Source organism: Phnomibacter sp. (assembly GCF_036803085.1).
Lineage (GTDB): Bacteria > Bacteroidota > Bacteroidia > Chitinophagales > Chitinophagaceae > Phnomibacter.
In genome coordinates, this window is the sequence record NZ_DAIRUZ010000002.1 from 560,349 (window position 1) to 576,971 (window position 16,623).

The following is a 16,623-nucleotide window of genomic DNA, read 5'->3' on the forward strand; positions in this document are numbered from 1 at the left end:
CAGGCATTTGTTTGTTTTCTCCTTTCATCCATCAGAAAAAAATTACCATCATGCAACACATACGCATGGGCATATTATGCCTGTTGCTGTGTGCAACACATAGCCTGCAGGCTCAAATGGATATCGATGCCCTGTTTATGGGCAAAGGCCAATTGTGTACCGGCCCTATGTATATGCACAACAGCTGGAAAAATTATTGGGAAGGCACTCTCAAAAGAGACAATCCCAACCTTGGAACTGTTACCACACAATCCATCAGCCTCATGGGCATGTATGGCATTCGCAAAAACGTGGCCGTGTTTTACAATCTTCCTTACGTTATCACTAACCCCAGTGCCGGCCAATGGAAAGGACAACGTGGCTTTCAGGATGGCAGCCTCTGGCTGAAATACAAACCCGTTACTAAACAATTAGGCAAGACACAACTATCAGTGATAGGCTTGCTCGGCGTAAGTACACCCCTTAGCAATTACAGCAAAGACATGTTGCCTTTTAGCATTGGCATGGGCAGTACCAATGGCCATGCCAGGTTGATGGTAGATGTAATCCGCAACAAGTGGTTTGCTACCGCCAGCATGACCTACGTGTTGCGCAGCAATGCCAGGCTCGACAGAACAGCCTATTACACCACGCAAATGCATTACAGCAATGAGGTAGCCATGCCCGACGTAACGCAGTGGAACCTGCGCCTCGGCTATCGTACCAACAAAATGGTAGCCGAAGCCGTACTCGACAACATGACCACACAGGGTGGTTTCGACATGACGAGAAACAACATGCCCTTCATCAGCAACCGCATGAATGCTACCAGAGTTGGTGTACACTTTAAGCAAGAAGAAGTGGGCCTGAAACCCTTGACTGTATTGGCTGGTGGTAACTATACCATCGCCGGACGTAACATGGGGCAAAGCACCACGCTGTACGCCGGCCTTGCCTGGATTTTTCAGTTTGGAAAAAACAACAACACAAAAAAATGATGAAGCACATCAGTTGTGCAATCCTCTCCTTTCGTTGCCTGATGCTACATGCACTGTAGCACAAGGGTCCCGATAGCTATCGGGAGACACAACGAAGCTGATAGTATTGCTTCTGCTTGTTTCAAAAAAACTCAACCAAATTACCATGCCTCAAAAAATATCCTTTACATCATCTGCCTTGCTGGCTTGCTTGCTTTTGCTGGTCGGTTGCAGCAAAGAAGTGACCGATGTAAGCCAACAATTTCCTGCATTAAACCCTGCCCGCACAGACATCAATGCAGGCACTTGGAAAACCATTTTGCTCACTGCACCAGATGAAGTAGCTGTGGCAGCACCTGCTGCACCAACCGGCCCCGATTATACCGCACAAATCAATGAGATAAAAAGTGTGCAGGCTGCCATGAAAGCCAACGACAAAGAAGCGTTGCAATACTGGAGTGCCGGCGCCGTATTGCGTTGGAACGAACTTACCCGCCAACTGGTAGCCAAATACAATTTGCCACCGGTAAACAATGCCGATGGCCTGTACCCTGCTCCCGATGCTAACAATCCGTTGGCCTATCCTTACTTTCCTTTCAGCAATCCACCGTATGCAGCCAGAGCGTATGCGTACATCAGTGCAGCCACCTACGATGCATTGGTAGCTTGCTATCATTACAAAAAATTGTATAACCGTGCAGCACCGTATAACGTGAACACAACTGTGCAAGCGTTAGTGCCCACCAGCGACCTACCCAGCTTTCCCAGCGAAGATGCTACTGTAGCTGGTGTAATGTGGGAAATGATGAAGCTGTTGTTTCCGGGTGAGCAGGCATTTGTACAAAATAAAATCAATGAACATTTACAAAGCCGCCTGGCCAGTGGTGCCAATGTACGCAGCGATCTGGATGCCGGTTATGCATTGGGCCGTGCAGTAGCCCTCAAGTTTGTGGCCCGTGCCCGTGCCGACCGTGCCGGACAAGCAGCCGGTAGTTTGCTCATAGAAGACGGCATGCGCCAGGCAACTATTGCCCGTGGCGAAGTGCCCTGGATTAGTCAGGAAAGCCCCAAGCGCCCCGGCATGCTCATGCATTTTGGTAGAGTTCGTACCTGGAATTTCGACAGCGCTACATTGGTAGCTATTCGTCCTCCTGCACCACCCAGCACCAACAGTCCGCAGTTCAAACAAGAGTTGGAAGAGATTTACAACTTTGCCAAAAATCCTAGCCGTGAGCAAATTCGCATTGCGCAGTTTTGGGCCGATGGTGTAGGCACGTACACACCTCCCGGCCACTGGAATGCCATTGCCTGCGAAGACTTTGTGAGCATGCAACTGAGTGAAGTACGCTGGGCACGTAACCTGGCTCTGCTCAACACGGCCATGATGGATGCAGCCATTGCTTGCTGGGATGCCAAATACACCTACTTCAATCCACGTCCGTTTCAAATGGATAACAGGATAAAAACGGTGGTGGGCTTACCCAACTTTCCTTCGTATACCAGTGGCCACAGCACCTTTAGCGGATCTGCCGCCACAGTGCTAAGCTACCTCAACAGCAAACGCCAAAGCGACTATGAAGCCATGGCACAGGAAGCGAGTGTGAGCCGCATGTATGGTGCCATTCACTACCGGAGCGACTGCGAACAAGGATTGGTTTGCGGCAACCGTGTGGGCGGCTTTTCAGTAGAACGAGGCAAAGCCGACGGCGCTGGTCTGTAAACATTTTCCCTTTCGTCTTTTTATAACAGCATGGGCAATACGGCCCATGCTGTTGTGTTATTGCCCCTTACATACATTACCTTCATGGCTTATCTATCGAATGCCTGACCTATGAAAAACATTGCTCTTGCTATGGCCCTGATGACCGGCTTTTCTGTTGCAGCACAACCAATCATTACCCCCGATCAGTTGTATGGCAATCTGTTTCACGAAGTACAAATGCAGCGCATTTTTCCTGATGGTAAAACCTTTGTGGACTGCACACCCAAGCGACCAGTGAAAGACATCATGTACGACTACGGCTTGCAGAAAGGGCCCAACATGAATTTGAAAAAATTTGTGGAAGACAATTTCAACCTGCCTGTGGTACCACAGCTGAATTATGTAACGCAGGAAAAAGATGTGGTCATGCACATCCAAAATTTGTGGAGCGTATTGAAAAGAGAACCAAATTCTATTTCCCCCGGCGGGGGCAAGGGGGCTTCATCTTTGTTGCCATTGCCACATCCCTACATCGTTCCTGGTGGCCGCTTCCGCGAAATTTATTATTGGGATTCCTACTTTACCATGCTGGGTTTGAAAGAAAGTGGCGAGGTGCAAACCATCGAAAACATGATTGACAATTTTGCCTACCTCATTCAAACCTATGGCCACATTCCTAATGGCAACAGGTCGTATTATGTAAGTCGTTCGCAACCGCCCTTTTTTGCATTGATGGTAGAATTACTGGCAGGCATCAAAGGCAAAGAGATGTACAAAAAATATTTACCGGCATTGCTGAAAGAATATCAATACTGGATGCGGGGCAGCGATAGTGTAACCACCGGCAACGCAAAGTTTGCGGTGGTAAAAATGGGCAAAGACGAAATACTCAACCGCTACTGGGATGACAACGCCACACCACGGCAAGAAAGCTACCGCGAAGACATGCTAACGGCTGACACATTTGCGATGAACAAAATGATGACCATGCGTTTTGCTTCGCAACAAGCTGCCGATAAAATGCGGCGTCAGTTACGGTCGAATGCCTTCCGCCACCTGCGGGCTGGTGCAGCCAGTGGCTGGGATTTCAGCAGCCGTTGGTTTGCCGATGGCGAACACATTCACAGCATCGAAACCACCAATATCATTCCGGTGGATCTCAACAGTTTGTTGTATCAGTTAGAAATAGTGATAGCCCGTGCTTACCAAGTGAGTGGTGTGCAGGCACAAAGCACGGCCTTTCTCAAAAAGGCCAACAAACGGGCATTGCTCATCAACAAATATTGCTGGAACAAAACGCTGGGCTACTATGCCGACTATCATTTTGCCAACCAAACGCAGCTTGAACGCATTACAGCAGCTGGTATGTTCCCCTTTGCATTGTTGCCCCTGCAATTATTGGAAGGAAAAATGTCAACCGCAAAATCAGTATTGCAAAACCACTTACTGAAAGATGGCGGTATATTGACCACACCTGTGAGCAGCCATCAGCAATGGGATGCGCCAAATGGTTGGGCACCGCTGCAGTGGATGAGCATTTGGGCGCTGGACCGCAACAATGAAAAAGCGTTGGCCAAAGACATTGCCCAACGTTGGTGCCAACTCAACGTAGGTGTATTTATGCGCACCGGCAAGCTCATGGAAAAGTACAATGTGGTGAATACCCAACTCGATGCCGGCGGTGGTGAATATCCTTCGCAAGACGGCTTCGGCTGGACCAACGGTGTGCTACTGGCGCTGATGAAGAAGTATGGGATAACACAGTAAGCCCCTAATCCACCCCCTCCAACAACATATACCCATAGGCAGGCAATACCAGGTATTCCCTGTCGCTGCCTACGGGCAACTGCTGGCCCGACACATGATCTTTCATGCGGGAAAAATGCATGCCCTTTTCCCGAAAAGCATACCAGGTAAGCCAGGCATCTTTATCTGAAAAATTGAAGACGCAATACAAACGCCGATTGGGTAAATGCCGTACATAACCCGCCACATGTATGTTGTGCGGCGTCATCCATTCCAGGTTGCTTCTATCGGCAACTATCTCCAACTGTTTGCGCAAAGCAATCAACTGCTGTGTAGCGGCAAATACTTTACCTGCCACAGTTGCTGTATCATCAATGTCGATGCTGTCCCATTGTATCATGGGCCGATGCATCCATCGGTTGTCGTAACTCTTGCCGCTATCGTTGAGATAAGTATAATCGTTGATGCAACCAATTTCATCGCCATAAAACAGCATGGGCAAACCACCCATGAAAAAATGATGCGCCTGCATGAGTACAATTTTGCGCAGCGACATGTCGATAGCAGCGGCATCGTTGTTGCGGAGTGCTGTTTCCAAACCACAAAGCGAAGCCAGCGAACCACTGATGCGGGCATCCTGTGTTTTCGGATTCACGGCAAATAAGGCACCCGTAGCAGGTGAACCCTCATACACACCCGAAAAATAATCTTTCAAAAAACGGCGATGCTCCCATGGATTGAAGCCTGCCGCATGTATCATGTAATCATCATAGCCCAGCCCAATATCATCATGACAGCGGGTGTAGGTAATCCACGAAGTACCGTATGGTTTGCGCAGCAATTCATGCTGTGCCGCCAGCATCACTCTTGTATCGCCGGTAGCAATGGCATCCCATTGCAATGCCATGTGCGTAGCGTTGTATGCAAAATCACATTCCCGGGCAGTAAACCTGTCGGTGCCAAAATACTTCATGATTTCAGCAGGTGCTACAATGGCTTCACCCAGTAGTGCCATACCCGGTGTTGCGGTTTGCACACAAAGTTTGATGAGACGCAACAACACATGTGCCTGTGGTAAATTTTGGCTCGTAGTGCCCAATTGTTTCCAGATAAATGCTGGTGCATCAATCCGAAGTACGTCAACACCCAAGTTGGCGTAAAAGAAAATCGTATCGAGCATGGCCACCAACACTGCAGGATTACTATAATTCAAATCCCACTGGTAGTTGTGAAATACCGTCATCACCCACTCGTTCAGTTCGGGCACCCATGTAAAACTTCCGGGGGCACTTTCCGGAAAAATTTCCGGCATGGTTTGTTCGTATTGATCGGGCAGCGTACGATCGGGGAAGAAGTAGAAAAAGTCTTTGTAGAATGGATCGCCTTGCTTGGCTTTTTCGGCCCACTCGTGGCGATGCGACGTATGGTTGAGCACAATGTCCAGCATCATGTACATGCCCCGCTGCTGCAAGGTTTGCTGCAACTGTTGCAGGTCTTTCAACGTGCCAAAACGGGTATCTACTTTTCTGAAATCAGACACCGCATATCCACCATCACTTTCATTGGCAGGACTTTCAAAAATGGGCATCAGGTGCAGGAGGTTTACACCCAGTTTTTCCAGATAATCAAGTTTGGTTTCCAACTGTGGCAGGCTACCTGCAAACCGGTCTACATACAAGCTCATGCCTACCAGTTCGTTGCTGATAAACCAGGCCTCTGCCGCTTGCTTTGCGGCATCCCGCATTTGCAGGGCCGCACTGCGTTGCTGGTGTGCCGCCACTATTGTTTGCAACAGTGCACCAAAGTGCTGGCCGGTATCGGCACGGTGGCCATACAATTGCTGAAACAACTGCTGCATATCGGCCGCATTGGCTATGAGCCGCACTGCCATATCATTATCTGCCTTTGCATTTGCCAAAGCAGCTTTTTGCAACACTTCTTTTACCTGCTGATGAAGGGGATGGTTGTACATGAGCTCTTTATCCGAATATATTTTTATTGAGGTGTTTAAAAGCTTCCATGGCACCCATGTACTCACAGGTTCGGGCTCCGGCTTTGTTGCCGTTGCGTACAATTTGTTGCCATGCTGTTGCATCCAGTGATTGTTGCTCTTGCGTCGATAGCTGCGATAACTGATACAGCACAGCACCTACAAAAGCATCGCCGGCACCGGTTGTATCCACGGGCTTCACGGGTATGCTACCTATGAGTTGCGTTTGTCCGTTGATGCCCAGCAAAGTACCTGCAGCACCAAGGGTAATGGCAAATACACCGCTGGTTGTTTGCAACAAATGCGCAGCGGCTTCTTCAACAATATTTGTATTGGTGAGCAGCATTGCTTCTTCATCGCTGAGTTTGAAAAAATGTGCTGCTTTTAAAAATGGCCACGACTGCTCTACAAACGAAGGCTTGTTGTGCCCAAACAATAGCTCCCGATAATTGGGATCAAAGCTTACCAAAATGTTTCGTTGCAATGCCTGCTGCAGCAGGTGTACATATGCCGCCTGCAATGGCCCGGGCAAAAAACCAGTGGCGCTGCCAAAATGAATGATGGAAAAATCATCGAGGTTAATCTGTGCTAAATCATCAATCCTCAACTGACCATCGGCACCACGATTAAAATAGAAATCACGTTCGCCATTTTCCATCAACGATACAAAAGCAAACGTGGTAAAATGCGCTGCATCCCGAAACACGTACCTTGTATTTACGCCCATGTCATGCAGCATGTCTACCAGGTGTTGCCCAAAAGGATCGACACCTACTTTGGCGGTCATGTCTACGCTGCCGCCCAACGCTGCAATGGCCGCAGCCACGTTGGCAGGTGCACCACCCGCTTTTTTTAAAAAGTTTTCGCCGGCCGATAATGGTTTGCCCTTGTCGGTGCAAATCATATCAATCAGCGCTTCTCCTATGCACAATACAATTTTTTTATTCATCGTATTCGTTGTTATAAAAGCACAAATAATGGCTTTGTGTCACCCATCATCAATAAAGCGAAAAATGTTTTTTTCATGGCAAAAAATAAAGAGATGAATCAATGACCGCCGCCAACTGGCATCACAATATCGCCGGTTGGTTGTTTAGGTTTCATGAGCAAAGTGGCAGCTGCAGCCAGTAGCAACAGCACACCTGCCAGTGCAATGGCTTTGCCCGGATCATTGTTTAAAAAATGTTTGAGCACATAGCCAAATGTGATGTTTTGCAAAATCATCGGAATAACGATCATCATATTGACGATACCCATGTACACACCATAGCGTTCCTTCGGAATATTGCTCACCACCATCAGGTAAGGAATACCCATCATGCTGGCCCAGCCAATACCAAAACCAGTAATGGCAGGAAAAAGCAGGTATTTATTTTCTATAAAAGGAAAAGCGAGAAAACCAATGCCAGCCAACATGAGGCAGGCAAAATGCACCAGCTTGGGCGAATATTTTTTAGCAAACCACACCAAGGCAAAAGCCGATAAAAACGTCACAATATTGTACCAGCCGTTTACCAGGCCTGTCCAGCTCACCGCTTCTTCATACAAGGTTTGATTTTCGGATGGCGATGTATGAAACACGGATTGTGCAATACTCTTGCTGCTGTTTTGCCAGTAACAAAACAAAGCATACCACTGAAACAAATACACCAATGCCAGCTGCCACATAATGCGGGGCATGTCTTTAATGGCGCTGATAATTTCTACAAAAGGAGAGAATACATTGAGTGGTGTTGCTTTCATGTGTACCAACTCTTCTTCAGTAGGCGGTATCTCCGGTGTGGTGCGGGCACTCCACCAAATGGAAGCGATGCTGCACACCGCCCCCAGAAAAAATGAGGCATACACCCAGGTGGGCAGCTTGCCCGTTGTGCCTACAAAAATCATGGGGAAAATGAAGAGCGACAGGTTGGCCAATGTTTGCCCGAAGCCGGTGAAAAAACTTTGTGCCTGAAAGCCTGTGGGCTGTTGCGATACATCCAGTTTATCGGCCACAAAAGCACGATAAGGTTCCATGGCGGTGTTGTTGCCGGCGTCTAAAATCCAGAGCAAACCTGCGGCCATCCACAAGCTGCTGCTAAACGGATATAGAAACAACGCCAGACTACACATGATGGCGCCAATAAAAAAATACGGCTTGCGTCGGCCAAAACGAGGGCTCCATGTTTTATCGCTGAGAGCACCAATGATGGGCTGCACCAGCAAGCCCGTCATAGGACCGGCTAGGTTGAGCAGTGGTATCTCATCAGGACTGGCGCCCAGCATATCGTAGATGGGATTGACGGCGCTTTGTTGCAAACCAAAACTGTATTGAATGCCGAAGAACCCGACATTCATGTTGATGATTTGCCAAAACGATAAGCGGGGCTTGGTGATGGACATAAGCAGGCAATCAAAATTTAAAATTGAATATACCTAAGTGTGCTATTTTCATACGGACTATGAAAGGAAAATTCCCATGGCTGTTGCTGGTCATCGTTTGCACAATCGTTTGCAGTGAAAACATTTTGGCACAGTCTCGTTACAGTATTGTGATATCAGAAATAATGGCCGATCCAACGCCACAAATAGGCTTGCCCAATGCGGAGTGGATTGAGCTGCGCAATGCTTCTTCAACGGCCATCAACCTGCAAGGATTTCGGTTGCAAAAACCTGGCAGCACTGCCAGTGGTGCCATGCCCTCTTTGCTATTGGCACCCGATAGTTGTGTGGTAGTGTGCACCGCTTCACAAGTTGCCGGTTTGAGTGTGTTTGGCCGCACCATCAGCGTCACCAGTTTTCCCAGTTTGAGCAACGATGCAGATGAGCTCATGCTGTTGGCACCCAATGGCAGTGTGATGCATGCGGTATCGTACAGCAGCAGTTGGTACAACAATGCGATAAAAGCCGATGGCGGCTGGACGCTGGAAATGATAGATGTAAAAAATGCCTGCACCGGCACCGGCAACTGGACCGCCAGCACCGATGCGAAAGGTGGTACGCCCGGTGCCATTAACAGTGCCAATAAAGTGAATGCCGATAGCCGTGCTCCGCGGTTGTTGTATGCTGCAGCCTCCACCGTGTTGGTAGCGCAATTGGTATTTGATGAAACCATGGACAGCAGCCGGTTGGCTACCAGCAGCAATTACCAAATTTCCAATGGCATAAATGTAATAACCGCTACTCCGGTAGCACCATTCTTCAACCGGGTAAACCTGTTGCTGAGTGCTCCGTTGATGGGCAATACCATTTACACCGTAGATGCCAACAACGTAACTGATTGCAGCGGCAATGCGGTAGATAATAATTTCAGCCGGGTGAAGCTGGGCAGCTTTAGCACTGCCGACAGCAACGATGTGGTGGTAAATGAAATCCTTTTCAACCCCAACCCGCAGGGCGTAGATTATGTAGAGCTCTACAACCGCAGCAACAAGATTATTAACGTGCAGCAATTGGTGCTGGCCAACCGCAGCAGCAATGGCAGCGTTGGTACTTTCGGCAGCATCCTCACTGATAATTTTCCATTGTTTCCGCAGGAGTATTTGGTGGTGAGTGCTGACCCCGCCATTGTAGCACAGCAATACACGGTGATGAAGCCGGGTCTATCGGTGAAAATTGCGGGCAGCATGCCTTCCTATCCCGATGACAAAGGCACGGTGCTGTTGCTGAACAACGCCGGCCGCATACTGGATGAAGTAACCTACGACGACAACTGGCATTTTGCCCTCATCAACAACAAAGAAGGCATTGCACTGGAACGCATTGATGCCAATGCCACTTCCAACAACAAAGACAACTGGACGAGTGCTGCCAAAACGGTGGGCTATGGCACGCCTACCGCTGCCAACAGCCAACAAAAAACAGCCGTAGCCAACACGGCCAGCATCAGCATTCAACCTGTCATCTTTAGCCCCGACAATGATGGCATCGAAGATTTTGCATTGATTCAATATCAGTTTGCGCAGCCGGGTTATGTGGCCAACATTACCATTATGGATGCTGCAGGCCGGCCTGTAAAAGTGCTGCAGCGCAATGCCACCTGCGGCATCAGTGGCAATTTTCGTTGGGATGGATTGAATGACAAACTGCAAAAAGTACCCGTGGGCACCTACATTGTTTTTACAGCAATATTCAATCTGCAAGGCCAGCGGCAGGTGTTTAAAAACACCGTGACCATTGCCAAAAAATTCTAACCAAATTTGTAGAGAATACTGATCCTTAACAAGGCCGTAACTAACAACCGCGGCGTTGTTGCGTCTTTCAAAAAACTACCTGCATGAAATACTTCTACACTTTCATCTTTGCGGCATTGCTGATGGCCTGCGGCGGCAGCAAAAGCATTTACGAAGACAAAAACATCACTGAGAAAAAACTCGAAAAACTGATTCGGGAATACAGCGCCAATCCTTCGGATAAATACATAGCCGACCAGGTAAAATTTGCCTACGATTATCTGCACAACCAATACCAGGCAGGCATTACGCAGTACCAATACAGCAGCACTTTAGAAGGAAAAGAATCTTTGCTGGGCTACTACATCAATCTGCAATCGTTTTATGATCGCATTCGTGGTTACAGCACCGTGAGCAACCTGCTGAAGCCCGGCACTGTGGGTGCTGAAATTGAAAAAACAAAACTCGAATTGGTGAGCGGCCATTACGAGCAAGCTGCGGAGTGGATGGATGACAACAACTGGCGCAGTGCCCGCCGTGCCTACCGCTCACTCACCAAAGTACAGCAGTGGATGCCCGATTATAAAAACACCCGCCAACTCATGCGCCAAGCCAAAGAGCAAGGCATCATAAACGCTGTGATACTCCCGCTGAGTGCAGAAGGATTTTACTACAACAACCGCTATAGCAACAACAATTTTGGCAACAACAATATGGGTAGCACACCCCGCCTGAGTGAGCAACTGGTAAATGATTTAGGCCGTAGCTACAACAGTGGCGGCTGGTACCGGGTGTACAATAGCTGGGATATACAGCGGCAAAACGTTCGCCCCAATTGGACCGTGCAACCTGTGTGGACGCAGTTGCAAATGGACAATCCCCGCAGCAACCGCTACGACCGCACCGTTGAAAAACAAGCAGAAATTGGTAAGGATACCGCTGGCCGGCCCATCTATAAAAAACTGACCGCTACTTTAACTGTTACAGAAGTAACGTACACAGCTACTGGCAGACTGGAGCTCCGCATTATGGACGATGACAATAACGAACGCATCAGCAACCGCAGCTTCCACGAGAACTACTCGTTTAAAACCAGCTGGGCTACTTACAAAGGCGATGCCGGTGCCCTGAGCAACCAGGATTGGGAACTAATTAATGCGCCACGCAACAGCAACAACCGCGATGAAGAACTAATGGAACAACGCCTGATTGAAAAAATGTATCAAAACATATTGAGCCACTTGCGAGGGCAGCTGAATAATTGATGAACAGATTGTACAAAAAGAAGAGAGCAGCCCATCAATAGCTGCTCTCTTTTATATTGGCGGATACTCGCCTATTCACTTTTTCTGAACCACTAAAACGCAAAGCATACACTAAGCAGCACAAAGGAGTTTTACCAATCACTCGTTAACCAGTTAACCAATCAACTCATTCACCAATTCACTCCCCTATATTCCATTAGCACATTTGCTAATTAGCCAATTGGCACATTAACTCCTACACCAGCTCAATATCAAACTGCACCAAATTCACAAACTGCTGAATGCGGGCATCAATTTCTGCTTTGGTGAGTTCCTGCATGCGTTGGGGGCCAAACTTTTCTACGCAGAAAGAAGCCATGGCCGAACCTACGATGATAGCGGTCTTCATATTTTGGAAGCTTATGTCGCCGGTTTTGGCTAGCCAGCCCATAAAGCCACCGGCAAATGTGTCGCCGGCACCAGTGGGGTCAAACACATCTTCCAGCGGCAGCGCCGGTGCAAAAAACACATGGTCTTCGTGGAAGAGCAAAGCTCCATGTTCGCCCTTCTTAATGATGAGGTATTTCGGACCCATGTCCATGATTTTGCGGGCCGCTTTTACCAGGCTAAACTCATTGGTAAGCTGGCGGGCTTCGCTATCATTTACCAGCAGTACGTCTACCAATTTCAGGTTTACCATCAAATCGTCCCAAGCGGTGTCCATCCAAAAGTTCATGGTGTCGAGCACAATGAGTTTGGGGCGGGTGGTCAGTTGGTCTATCACTTGCTTTTGCAGCTTGGGCATCAGGTTGCCCAGCAGCAAAAACTCGCTGCCCTGATACGATTCGGGCACCTGCGGGTTAAAATCGGCCAGCACGTTCAGGTCTGTCACCAGCGTGTCGCGGCTGTTCATGTCGAGGTGGTAGCGACCGCTCCAAAAGAAAGAAGGCTTGTCGGCCACTTTTTCTACACCGTCGGTTTGTACACCGCGGCTGTGCAGGTCGTCGAGAATGGCTTCTTCAAAATCATTGCCCACAATGCTGATTTGCTGTACGGGCTGTACAAAGTTGGCAGCGGCATAGGCTGCATAAGTGGCGCTTCCGCCTACAATTTTGTCTACTTTTCCGAAGGGCGTTTCAAGGGCGTCGTACGCCATGGTGCCTACCACAATTAATGACATAGAGTAAATGTTTTACCGGCCGTTTTGAAATTTGGCCGTGCAAAGAAACTACTTTGAAGCCAAAGCCTTTCAGGATTGTGCCGCGGCCCCGATTTTTTGTGCAAATTGCCGGCATGAACCGCATCGACACCCTCGTACAACAGCTGCAACTACTGCCCCATCCCGAAGGCGGCTTTTATGCCGAAACCTACCGCAGCGCCACGCTGGTGGCCACGGCCAATGGCCCACGCCCCATGAGCACGGCCATTTATTTTTTGCTAACGGCGGGCAATTTCTCCGCCTTTCACCGCATAGCCAGCGATGAAGGCTGGCACCACTACGAAGGCGATACGGTGCTGGTGCATGTGCTATCGCCGGAGGGCAATTACAGTTGCATTAAACTGGGCAAGGGCGATGGCGAGCAACAGCAGGGCATGGTACCCGCCGGGCATTGGTTTGCCAGTGAAACAAGCGGCCCGCTTGGCTATGCACTGGTGGGCTGCACGGTGGCACCCGGTTTCGATTTTGCCGATTTTGAACTGGCAACCGCTGCGGCATTGAGCAGCGCTATGCCAGCACATCGGGTGTTGATTGAAAGACTGACCCGGCAATAAAAAGACAAACTGTTATTGAATAAATAGATATTTGTTTGCTAATATTGTTAGCAGCCCAAAAATCAAACGAATGACTTCATTAGAAATATGTGCAGGAGGTGGCGGACAAGCTCTAGGGCTAGAAATGGCAGGATTTGAGCATGTAGGCTTAGTAGAGATTGATGAACACGCTTGCCAAACATTGGTTTTAAATAGACCGCATTGGCATGTTGTTCAAGGCGACTTACGTAAGTTTTCTGGAAAACGTTACAAAGGGGTAGACTTACTTGCTGGTGGAGTTCCATGTCCTCCTTTCTCTGTAGCAGGTCAGCAGTTAGGAAATGACGATGAAAGGGATTTATTTCCCGAAGCATTACGATTGGTGAATGAAATTCAGCCAAAAGCTATCATGCTTGAAAATGTGAGGGGACTTTTTGATCCGAAATTTGAATCATACAGGAAAGCCATCATTGCTCAACTTGCAGACTTAGGTTATTCATCTTCATGGAAGCTCATTCAATCATCAGACTTCGGGGTTCCTCAATTAAGACCCAGAACAATCTTAGTTGCTTTTAAAAGGAATATCATTAAACATTTCAATTGGCCTGAAAATATTGTTGAAGCCCCAACAGTGGGAGAATGCCTGTACGATTTAATGGGTGAAAACGGATGGAAAGATGTTGAAGCTTGGAAAAAGATTGCAAATACAATTGCACCCACATTGGTTGGCGGTTCAAAAAAACATGGAGGTCCCGACCTTGGCCCAACAAGAGCAAAAAAATCTTGGGCAGTTTTAGGAGTTGATGGATCAGGCATAGCCGACCAAGCGCCCCTAAAGGATTTTACCGGCAACCCCAAACTTACAGTACGTATGACAGCAAGAATCCAAGGCTTTCCTGATTCTTGGCGTTTCGCTGGTAAGAAAACCGCATCCTATCGGCAAGTAGGAAATGCATTTCCTCCTCCTGTTGCTGCCTCAATTGGAAAAGAAATTTTCAAAGCTTTGGTATCCTCGCTAACTCAACAAAATGAAAAGAAAATCAACACTGCTACAGCAAGAAAGAAGCAAGTTTCACCAGTCGCTTCTTAATGATATTTTGACTATAGATAAAAATGGTATCCCAAGTAATGCTGATAAAGACCAAAAATCTAGTGTTGATTTTGCCACTAGTATTGCAAACCAATTATCTGCAAATAATGGAGCGAGATTATCCGGCCAATCATCGGGTAACAAGTTTGAAAATGCGGTTGCAAGTTTCCTGACTAACACATTCTTAAAACTTGAACATTTAAGGCCAGGAAAATGGGATATTATAAAAGTTGGTTCTCGTAGAAGAGACGTAATTTCTTCCTACACTCAATATGAACATTTAGAGACTTTAAGCAAGCTCTCTAAACAAAATGTTTCTTTAGCGGCCTCATTAGGCAATGACTATTCCATATCTCCAGACGTGATAATTACTAGAGAAAGAGAAGCTGACAGCAATATCAATAAACCATTCCCAATTGTAGATGAGCATCTTGCGCTACTATCTGATTTAAGGTTGATTTCTGGGGTCTCGCATTTTCTTCATGCAAGCATTTCAACCAAATGGACGCTAAGAAGTGACAGGGCTCAGAATGCAAGATCAGAAGCATTGAATTTACTTAGAAACAGAAAGGGAAGGTCTCCTCATATTGTTGTGGTTACCGGTGAACCAACACCTAGTCGATTAGCATCCATTGCATTAGGAACAGGTGATATCGACTGTGTTTATCATTTTGCACTTCCTGAATTGCAAAATGCAGTCTTACATAGTCAAAACGATGAGGCTTTGAATATGCTAAACATTATGGTAGATGGGAAAAGACTTAAGGATATTGCTGATTTGCCATTAGACCTTGCTGTTTAGTTCCAAGATTTTCCACTCAGCTACCCGCTTTCACATTCCGCATCATGTCTGCTTCTTTGGCGGCATCGTAGTCGGGCATGCTGCGGTAGGCCCTGAAAATTTTCTTGGCTTCATCCACATCGTCATCTACCCACTTGAGACCGGCGAGGTAGAGCAACACATCGCCAAAAACTGCCTTAGTAGGATATAGTTTTTCGAGTAGTGCAATGCAGGTTTTGCGGTCATCATTATTTAGCGCCATAATAGCCCGGTGAAAATCCAATGACGGGTCTTTGCCCACCAGCGAATCAAGTTGGTTGACTTTAACCATCGAACTATCATAATTGTAGCGAAACGAATGATAAATCAGCTGAAGCATACACCTGTCGGTAGGGGTATGATGGTAGGACTGATATTGCTGCAGTAGTTTGGTTTCACGGGCAGTATCGCCCAATAAACGGCTGGCTTGTATGGCGGGCAGCAGGGTCGTTTTCCAGGCTTGCACAGCACCGGGCAAGGCATCAAATACCGCCAGCACCCCCTCGTTATCACCTTCTCTTTGCTTTTGCTGCATGTCTTCTTTCAGTTCCATGTAGTAAGCCTTGTGCTGATTGATTTTGCCGCCACCGCTATGCAAAAATTTGGTTTCCTGAGCAAATGTTTCGGCCAGTGTTTCACCTGTCATAAAAATGAATACATCTGCCACTTTCACTTTGCCGTCCCGCTTCATCAATATCATGTCGTGATAGTTGAGGCCGCCTTCAGGAGTGTATAACCTAAACCGGGCTACTTGCTTGCCATCTTGCTGTACCATACGCAGCAATCGGTAATGACCAGACTTTCCTTTTGATTGTACAATAGTAGAACCCAACTTTTTGGCATCTCTGAAAATATCGAGGTTGCGGATATCCGGATGGTTAGCTTCCATATACAGCGCATCGGCAAAGCATTGACGAAAAGCTTCTTCATCAATATTATCGCTCAAAAAAGATGCATCGTCTTTTGCCAAATGTTGCTCAAGCTCCTGCGCAAACTTCGTGGCTTCTTCCGCAGTTAATGACGTATAAGGATCAGGACTGCTGCAAGAGAACACAGCTATCGAAAAAACAGCCACCACAAGCTTTGGCAAAATGCTACGAACAATAAACATAACGCAGGTTTAAAAGAAATGGAAAGGTAGGGCATTTATGCATCTGCCTTGCGAATGGTTG

General features: G+C 47.6%; 13 protein-coding genes. 8 read left to right on the plus strand and 5 right to left on the minus strand.

All coding sequences use genetic code 11. The annotated features are described in order from the left end of the window. The first annotated feature begins 50 nt into the window (after nt 1-50). The 3 genes from V7Q13_RS06150 (at nt 51) to treF (ending at nt 4,425) form a co-directional block, all read left to right on the plus strand. Nucleotides 51-977 (plus strand): hypothetical protein, encoded by a 927-nt coding sequence (locus V7Q13_RS06150; RefSeq protein ID WP_333799801.1) that lies wholly within the window; start codon nt 51-53, stop codon nt 975-977. A gap of 145 nt (nt 978-1,122) precedes the next feature. Then, the gene (locus V7Q13_RS06155) at nt 1,123-2,676 is read left to right on the plus strand and encodes a phosphatase PAP2 family protein (protein WP_333799802.1); all 1,554 of its coding nucleotides are present in this window, start codon (nt 1,123-1,125) and stop codon (nt 2,674-2,676) included. Between the two features lie 111 nt (nt 2,677-2,787). After that, entirely contained in the window at nt 2,788-4,425 is a 1,638-nt protein-coding gene (treF, locus tag V7Q13_RS06160) for an alpha,alpha-trehalase TreF (protein ID WP_333799803.1), read from the plus strand. A gap of 4 nt (nt 4,426-4,429) precedes the next feature. Here the strand turns inward: treF and V7Q13_RS06165 are convergent, their stop codons facing one another. From V7Q13_RS06165 to V7Q13_RS06175, 3 genes are all read right to left on the minus strand, one after another. After that, entirely contained in the window at nt 4,430-6,376 is a 1,947-nt protein-coding gene (locus V7Q13_RS06165; protein ID WP_333799804.1) for an alpha-amylase family glycosyl hydrolase, read from the minus strand. Between the two features lie 7 nt (nt 6,377-6,383). Beyond that, nucleotides 6,384-7,343 (minus strand): carbohydrate kinase family protein, encoded by a 960-nt coding sequence (locus tag V7Q13_RS06170; protein WP_333799805.1) that lies wholly within the window; start codon nt 7,341-7,343, stop codon nt 6,384-6,386. Nucleotides 7,344-7,441: 98 nt separating this feature from the next. Continuing rightward, a complete protein-coding gene (locus V7Q13_RS06175) occupies nt 7,442-8,776 on the minus strand; it encodes an MFS transporter (protein ID WP_333799806.1) in 1,335 nt (444 codons plus the stop codon). Between the two features lie 59 nt (nt 8,777-8,835). On the opposite strand from V7Q13_RS06175, the gene V7Q13_RS06180 reads away from it, so the two are divergent. Both V7Q13_RS06180 and V7Q13_RS06185 read left to right on the plus strand, forming a co-directional pair. Continuing rightward, nucleotides 8,836-10,566, plus strand: coding sequence for a lamin tail domain-containing protein (locus V7Q13_RS06180; protein WP_333799807.1), 1,731 nt, complete (start codon nt 8,836-8,838; stop codon nt 10,564-10,566). Nucleotides 10,567-10,649: 83 nt separating this feature from the next. After that, on the plus strand, nt 10,650-11,810 hold the full coding sequence (locus V7Q13_RS06185) for a hypothetical protein (RefSeq protein WP_333799808.1): 1,161 nt from the start codon (nt 10,650-10,652) through the stop codon (nt 11,808-11,810). 235 nt (nt 11,811-12,045) lie between these two features. Here the strand turns inward: V7Q13_RS06185 and V7Q13_RS06190 are convergent, their stop codons facing one another. Continuing rightward, nucleotides 12,046-12,969 carry a PfkB family carbohydrate kinase gene (locus V7Q13_RS06190; RefSeq protein ID WP_157476040.1) on the minus strand — a complete coding sequence of 308 codons (924 nt, stop codon included), beginning with the start codon at nt 12,967-12,969 and terminating at the stop codon, nt 12,046-12,048. Between the two features lie 113 nt (nt 12,970-13,082). Here V7Q13_RS06190 and V7Q13_RS06195 point away from each other — a divergent pair, with 113 nt between their 5' ends. The 3 genes from V7Q13_RS06195 (at nt 13,083) to V7Q13_RS06205 (ending at nt 15,433) form a co-directional block, all read left to right on the plus strand. Further along, nucleotides 13,083-13,562 carry a cupin domain-containing protein gene (locus tag V7Q13_RS06195; protein ID WP_333799809.1) on the plus strand — a complete coding sequence of 160 codons (480 nt, stop codon included), beginning with the start codon at nt 13,083-13,085 and terminating at the stop codon, nt 13,560-13,562. 70 nt (nt 13,563-13,632) lie between these two features. Then, nucleotides 13,633-14,631: a DNA cytosine methyltransferase gene (locus tag V7Q13_RS06200; protein WP_333799810.1), complete on the plus strand. Its 999-nt coding sequence runs from the start codon at nt 13,633-13,635 to the stop codon at nt 14,629-14,631. Then, nucleotides 14,570-15,433 (plus strand): NgoMIV family type II restriction endonuclease, encoded by an 864-nt coding sequence (locus V7Q13_RS06205; protein WP_333799811.1) that lies wholly within the window; start codon nt 14,570-14,572, stop codon nt 15,431-15,433. The genes V7Q13_RS06200 and V7Q13_RS06205 overlap by 62 nt, the downstream gene beginning before the upstream one ends. 16 nt (nt 15,434-15,449) lie before the next feature. Here the strand turns inward: V7Q13_RS06205 and V7Q13_RS06210 are convergent, their stop codons facing one another. Beyond that, nucleotides 15,450-16,562 (minus strand): hypothetical protein, encoded by a 1,113-nt coding sequence (locus V7Q13_RS06210; RefSeq protein ID WP_333799812.1) that lies wholly within the window; start codon nt 16,560-16,562, stop codon nt 15,450-15,452. Nucleotides 16,563-16,623 lie beyond the last annotated feature (61 nt).